This is a genomic window from Mesorhizobium sp. (genome assembly GCF_004962925.1).
Lineage (GTDB): Bacteria > Pseudomonadota > Alphaproteobacteria > Rhizobiales > Rhizobiaceae > Mesorhizobium.
Genome location: NZ_SUEO01000124.1, coordinates 13,363 through 19,447, shown reverse-complemented (window position 1 = coordinate 19,447; position 6,085 = coordinate 13,363). Strand labels below are relative to the sequence as shown.

Here is a 6,085-nt window from a genome sequence, read left to right as displayed (position 1 = left end):
ATAATGGCATGGTTCCGCGAGGGCGAACGCGGCTTTGCCATGAGCATCAGGCAGACGGCGATCCCTCTCGGCGGTGGGCTCGGGGCTCTCTCCCTGCCGTCGCTAGCCTCGGCTCACGGTTTCGCCGCTGTCTTCGGGTCGCTGGCGGTGGCGTCCGCCGTCTCGACTGTTTTCGCCTGGTGCTGGCTGCGTCAGCCGCCGGAGTATGATGATGCGAATACCGAGACCACCACAACCACGCCGGCCGGCCCGACACCGCTGCGCAATGTCGATATCTGGCGCATCGCAACGGCCATCGGCGTTCTCTGCTTTCCGCAAGTGGCGGTGCTCACCTTCGCCGCCGTCTTCCTGCACGACTTCGCCGGGATGGGAACGGCAACGATCAGCGCCAGCCTGGCCGCCGTGCAGATAGGCGCCATGGTCATGCGCGTCTGGAGCGGCCGCTTTACGGATCGCCGCGGCAACCGCCGGTCGTTCCTGCGTCTTTGCAGCGCCCTGAGCGTAGTCGCCTTCGCAGCGCTTGGACTGCTGGTCCTGGCATTCGCCGCCATGTCCGAATGGCAGCCGATCCTCTCGCCGGCGATTCTTGCGGTGCTGGTTGCTGCCGGCATCTGTGTTTCCTCATGGCACGGTGTCGCCTACACCGAACTTGCCACGCTTGCCGGCGAAAACCACGCTGGGACGGCGCTCGGCCTCGCCAACAGCCTGGTCTTCATTGCGTTCTTCCTGGTGCCGATCGCCATTCCGGGGCTTCTCGTCTTCTGGTCGTGGGCGGGCGTCTGGCTGGCTGCGGCTTTTTGCGCACTGATCGCCTGGCCGATCTTTCTTCGGCCCGAACATGGCCGCAAAAGCGCCTGACTTCAGATCGACAGGGAAGATCGACAGGGAAAACACGATCCAACCTGTTAACGCACCATCAAGGTTAATGCATCATTGTGCCTCTCCAGTGGGGTCAGTTGCGTTTCTGGAGAGTTCCGTGCATCGACGTGTTTTGAAGCGGCTTGTCGCTGTCGCCGGTGAGAAGAAACGTTCCTTTCTGTCTCCCCTGGTCATCGGCCTTGGCGTCTGGGTCGGCTTTCCCACGGTCATTGCCTACCAGGACATGACGAGCCTGATTTCCGGCCTCAAGGCGCCGAACGCCCGCTGGAACGCCTATGTCGAGAAATCCGTCGCCGGCTCGGTCCATGCCGCCGAAATGCCTTTCCTCGATTCCGACACGACCGGCGCGATTTCGGGTTCCGGCGTTCGGTTGCCCGGCATCGGCGCCGTATCGTTTCGCGGGAAGGGCAGCGTGGCCAGCACGACGCCCGACGAGGACCGCGTTGTGCGGGCCAATAAAAGTGGCCGCATCATCATGGTCTCGCCGGTCGCGCCACCGAAGAACTTCAATGCCGGCTCGATTTTTGAGCGCACCTCCTCGCTGCTTCGTCCGAGCATGGACAGCAGCCTGAAGATGGCCTTCGCCAAGCCCGAGATCAAAGGCAAGGAGATCCAGATTGCCGCCGCGTTCCACGCGCGCGTCGACAAGAAGCCGGATCCCGGCGTGCCGGCCATGCTTGCCGCACTGGTCAATAACGATCACCCCGACGTCTTGGCGACGGCCTACGCCTCGGCCGCGCCCGACTATGCGCAGGCGTCGCCCTTCGAGGCCTTGCTGCAGGACGAGAAGCCCAACGATGGCCGCTTCATTCCGCCGGTGGCCAAGGGCGATCATTCGTGGATGCAAACTCCGCTGCCGGCGAGCGTCTTTTCCAAGCCGGAACAGACTTGCCTCGCCAACGGTATCTATTTCGAAGCGCGCGGTGAATCCGTGCGTGGCCAGGCTGCCGTCGCCCAGGTCATCCTCAATCGCGTTCGCAATCCGGCCTATCCGAATTCGATCTGCGGCGTCGTCTACCAGAATGACAAATGGTTCAACCGTTGCCAGTTTTCCTTCGCCTGCGACGGTAGGAAGAAGCGCATCCAGAGCCCCGCCCACTACAAGACTGCGCAGGATGTCGCCATGGCGGTCACTGCCGGCAAGATCTTCATCCCGGAAGTGGGGTCGTCGACCCATTACTACGCCAACTACGTCAATCCGGGTTGGGCGCGGACGATGAAAAAAATGACCAAGATCGGCCTGCACATCTTTTACCGCACCTATGGCGGCGGCTGGAGCTGAGTGCTTCGGCAAGGCCCTAGCCGCGGTCGATCGAAGAGCCATCGCCGGAGGGATTCGGTCGCGGCACGCCAACGGCGGTAGCGGGCACGATGTCGCACCCTGGCAAATCATTGATTTCGAAAGGGAAAATACTTGAGACTGAAGTTCCGCCCGTGGCTTGACGGGCGCGGACCCTCTAACTATGTTGCCGGCGACTTAAGAGCGGACGGACGGCGACGATCTGACCGGGCAAGGGGGTTGCGATGGCCGACAAAAATGGGCCAGACGGAACCGGAGAAACCGGCCGCGGCAAACAGCGTCAAGCCGACATCCGCGACGACGATCTTGAGCGCCGCCGGCGCGACCTTGAGGCATCGCTTGCAACAAGGCGGCCGGACCGGCGCGAGGGGAAAGACGACGCGAAAGCGGGCAGTGCGGCCGGATATGGCCAGGCGCTCAAGCTGTCCAGCGAGTTCATCGCCGGGATAGTGGTTGGTGCTGGTCTCGGCTGGATCATCGACCGTGTGGCGGGGACATCGCCATGGGGTCTGATCGTTTTTTTGCTGCTGGGTTTTGGCGCCGGCGTGCTCAACGTCCTGCGTTCCGCAGGGCTTATGGCGGAATTCGGACAGGGCGACAAAACCCGCGATCCGAAAGAATGAACTTGAGGCGCCGCTTGCCGGCGCAACGAACAGGACACTAAAGCCGCGTGCGGCTTTGATGGGGATTTAAAGTGGCTGCTGACAAGGTCGATCCGATCCACCAGTTCAATATCGTCAAGTTGATTCCAATCAACATCGGCGGCTACGATCTGTCCTTCACCAATTCGGCTCTTTTCATGGTCGCGACCGTCGCCGTTGCGTCGGCGTTCCTCTATCTCACCACGTCGAGCCGCAGCCTCGTTCCCACCCGTCTTCAGTCGGTCGCGGAAATGGCCTACGAATTCGTCGGCAACATGCTGAGGGACGCAGCCGGAACGCAAGGCATGAAGTTCTTCCCCTTCGTGTTCTCGCTGTTCATGTTCGTGCTCGTTGCCAATCTGCTCGGTCTTTTCCCGTATTTCTTCACCGTCACCAGCCACATCATCGTCACTTTCGGCCTTGCTGCGCTGGTGATCGGGACGGTCGTCGTCTACGGCTTCATGAAGCACGGCCTCGGTTTCCTGAAACTGTTCGTGCCGCATGGCGTGCCGATTTATCTGCTGCCGCTGGTGGTGCTGATCGAGGTGATTTCCTTCGTCTCGCGCCCGGTCAGCCTCTCGGTTCGTCTGTTCGCCAACATGCTGGCCGGCCACATCACGCTGAAGGTGTTCTCGGGCTTCGTGGTGAGCTTGAGCGCGCTTGGCACGCTTGGCATCGCCGGATCGGTCCTGCCGCTGGCGATGGCCGTGGCGCTGACGGCGCTGGAGCTGCTGGTCGCGTTCCTGCAGGCCTATGTCTTTGCCGTGCTGACCTGCATGTATCTGAACGACGCCCTGCACCCCGGGCACTGACCCAGGCTGGCCAAGAGTTTCCGGCATTGCTGCCGGATGGAATCGCAACGGAATTTTAGATCCAAAGGAGTTGAACAAATGGAAGCAGAAGCAGCAAAGTACATCGGCGCCGGCATCGCATGCCTCGGCATGGGTGGCGCCGGTATCGGCCTTGGCAACATCTTCGGCAGCTATCTGGCGGGCGCGCTGCGCAACCCGTCGGCCGCGGATGGCCAATTCGGCCGCCTGATCTTCGGCTTCGCCGTGACCGAAGCGCTGGGCATCTTCTCCCTTCTCATCGCGCTTCTGGCTCTGTTCGGCTGAGCCCCTGTTCGGCTAACATTGGGAATTGGACGGGCCGGCCGCAATCAGCGGCGGGCCTGATATCAGGGAATAGTCCATGTTCGTGACATCTGCCTTTGCGCAAGAGTCCGCGCCCGCCGTCGAAGGCGGCCATGCCGGCACGGAAGGCGAAACGCATTCCGGCACCGGTGTGCCTGCCGAGGCGCACGGCATGTTCCCGCCATTCGATCCGGCGACATTCCCGTCGCAGCTTCTGTGGCTGGCGATCACCTTTGGGCTGTTCTATCTGTTCCTCAAGAAGGTGGTGATGCCGCGTGTCGGCGGCATCATCGATGTCCGCAACGACCGCATCACCCAGGACCTCGACCATGCCGCCAGGCTGAAGGGCGAGGCCGATGCCGCCGTTGCCGCCTATGAGCAGGAACTGGCGGAAGCCAAGACCAAGGCCAATGCGATCGGACAGCAGGCCAACGATGCCGCCAAGGCGGAAGCCGAGGCCGCCCGCAAGAAGGTCGAGGCTGCCCTCGACCAAAAACTTGGCGAGGCCGAGGCCCGCATTTCGTCCATCAAGGCCAATGCCATGAAGGAAGTCGGCACGATCGCCGAGGACACCGCTTCGGCCATCGTCGAGGCGCTTGTCGGCGGCAAAGCCAGCAAGGCCGAGATCGCGGCAGCCGTCAAATCCGTGGCCCGGTGAGGAGCGCATCATGGACGCCACGTCACTCGCTACACTTTGGGCCACCGTTGCCCTCGTCATTTTCCTGGCCATTGCCGTCTACATCAAGGTGCCGGGGCTGATCGCCAAGGCGCTCGATGCCCGCGCCGACAAGATCAGCAACGAGCTTGAGGACGCGCGCCGGCTGCGCGAGGAGGCCCAGCAACTGCTCGGCCAATACCAGCGCAAGCGCAAGGAAGCCGAGCAGGAGGCCGCCGACATCGTCGCCGCCGCCAAGCGCGAGGCCGACATGCTGGCCGCCGAGGCGCACCAGAAGACTGAGGACTATGTCGCCCGGCGCACCGCACTTGCCGAATTGAAGATCGGTCAGGCCGAGCGCGAGGCGATCGGTGAGGTGCGCGCCAGCGCTGTCGATATCGCCGTCGAAGCCGCACGCACGCTGCTCGCCGGCAAGATCGATGCCAAGGCCGGCGCCGACCTGTTCAACGCCTCGCTTCAGGATGTTAAGTCCAAGCTGAATTAAGCGACTTCATCGAGAAATTCATCGAAAGCCGCCTGGGAAACCTGGCGGCTTTTTTGTTGCGGTCGGGATAATCCCCCCTTGAGGGGGAGATGTCGCCGAAGGCGACAGAGGCGGTCGCTTCGGCGTCGCGACGCCATGGGATAACACGTCGAATGAAAGAGGAGGTTGGCGCTTCACGCGCGGCTACCCCCCTCTGGCCTGCCGGCCATCTCTCCCTCAAGGGGGAGATTACGGCTTGACCGCTCGAATCGCGTCAATCCAGGCCGGCAAGGCTCTCTTCATCGAGCACTTCGGTGCCGCCAAGCCGGAACGGTGCGAAGGAGGCGCGGTGCAGCCGCGCCACCGGTCCGTGCACCTCGATCGCCGTGCGGTGGCGGACAGTGGCGTAGCCCATGTGGAACTCGAAGCCGTATTGCGCGTGATGGCTGCCGCAGCCGCACATCATGCGGTCGCGCATCACCTTGGCGACGATCGAGGCGGCGGCGATCGACTGCGAGCGCTGGTCGCCTTTGATCAGCGCTCTGCCTTCGCAGGGCAATCCGGGCGGCACGTCGCGGCCATCAGCCAGCGCCAGCTTTGGCTGCACCGACAGCCCGACCAATGCGCGGCGCATCGCCTCAAGGCTGGCCTTGAGGATATTGCTGCCATCGATGCCTTCCGCGCTGACCGAAGCCATCGACACGCTAAGAGCGGAGCCGAGGATTTTCAGGAACAGCGCCTCGCGCTGCAGATGGCTGAGGCGCTTGGAATCGTCGAGGCCGTCGGGAATGTTGGCGGGGTCGAGCACCACCGCTGCCGCCACAACCGGCCCGGCGAGCGGGCCGCGGCCAGCCTCGTCCATTCCCGCCACCGGCCACAGGCCCTCGGCCATAGCCTTCGTCTCGAAGGAGAAATCGGGTCTCTCAACGATTTCGAAGAGAAGCGGAGAATCAGAGCGCGCGCGAACCATGTTGCGGCGAGGTTCGCATTGGC

General features: G+C 62.9%; 8 protein-coding genes. 7 read left to right on the top strand and 1 reads right to left on the bottom strand.

The window, feature by feature from the left end; translation table 11 throughout:
* The 7 genes from E5W87_RS22320 to E5W87_RS22290 form a co-directional block, all read left to right on the top strand.
* Positions 1 to 858 (top strand): MFS transporter (locus E5W87_RS22320; protein ID WP_292402327.1); only part of this gene is annotated, 858 nt, incomplete at its 5' end.
* Positions 859 to 976: 118 nt separating this feature from the next.
* Positions 977 to 2,161 (top strand): cell wall hydrolase, encoded by a 1,185-nt coding sequence (locus E5W87_RS22315; RefSeq protein WP_292402325.1) that lies wholly within the window; start codon positions 977 to 979, stop codon positions 2,159 to 2,161.
* Positions 2,162 to 2,403: 242 nt separating this feature from the next.
* Complete coding sequence (locus E5W87_RS22310; RefSeq protein WP_292402322.1) at positions 2,404 to 2,802, top strand: AtpZ/AtpI family protein; 399 nt, start codon at positions 2,404 to 2,406, stop codon at positions 2,800 to 2,802.
* A gap of 71 nt (positions 2,803 to 2,873) precedes the next feature.
* Complete coding sequence (locus tag E5W87_RS22305; protein WP_292402319.1) at positions 2,874 to 3,632, top strand: F0F1 ATP synthase subunit A; 759 nt, start codon at positions 2,874 to 2,876, stop codon at positions 3,630 to 3,632.
* 78 nt (positions 3,633 to 3,710) lie between these two features.
* Positions 3,711 to 3,935 (top strand): F0F1 ATP synthase subunit C, encoded by a 225-nt coding sequence (locus E5W87_RS22300; RefSeq protein WP_056103679.1) that lies wholly within the window; start codon positions 3,711 to 3,713, stop codon positions 3,933 to 3,935.
* A gap of 76 nt (positions 3,936 to 4,011) precedes the next feature.
* On the top strand, positions 4,012 to 4,611 hold the full coding sequence (locus E5W87_RS22295) for a F0F1 ATP synthase subunit B (protein WP_292402316.1): 600 nt from the start codon (positions 4,012 to 4,014) through the stop codon (positions 4,609 to 4,611).
* Between the two features lie 10 nt (positions 4,612 to 4,621).
* Positions 4,622 to 5,113 (top strand): F0F1 ATP synthase subunit B, encoded by a 492-nt coding sequence (locus E5W87_RS22290; RefSeq protein WP_292402312.1) that lies wholly within the window; start codon positions 4,622 to 4,624, stop codon positions 5,111 to 5,113.
* A 253-nt stretch (positions 5,114 to 5,366) separates the two neighbouring features.
* Here the strand turns inward: E5W87_RS22290 and E5W87_RS22285 are convergent, their stop codons facing one another.
* Positions 5,367 to 6,062, bottom strand: coding sequence for a ribonuclease HII (locus tag E5W87_RS22285; protein WP_292402330.1), 696 nt, complete (start codon positions 6,060 to 6,062; stop codon positions 5,367 to 5,369).
* Positions 6,063 to 6,085 lie beyond the last annotated feature (23 nt).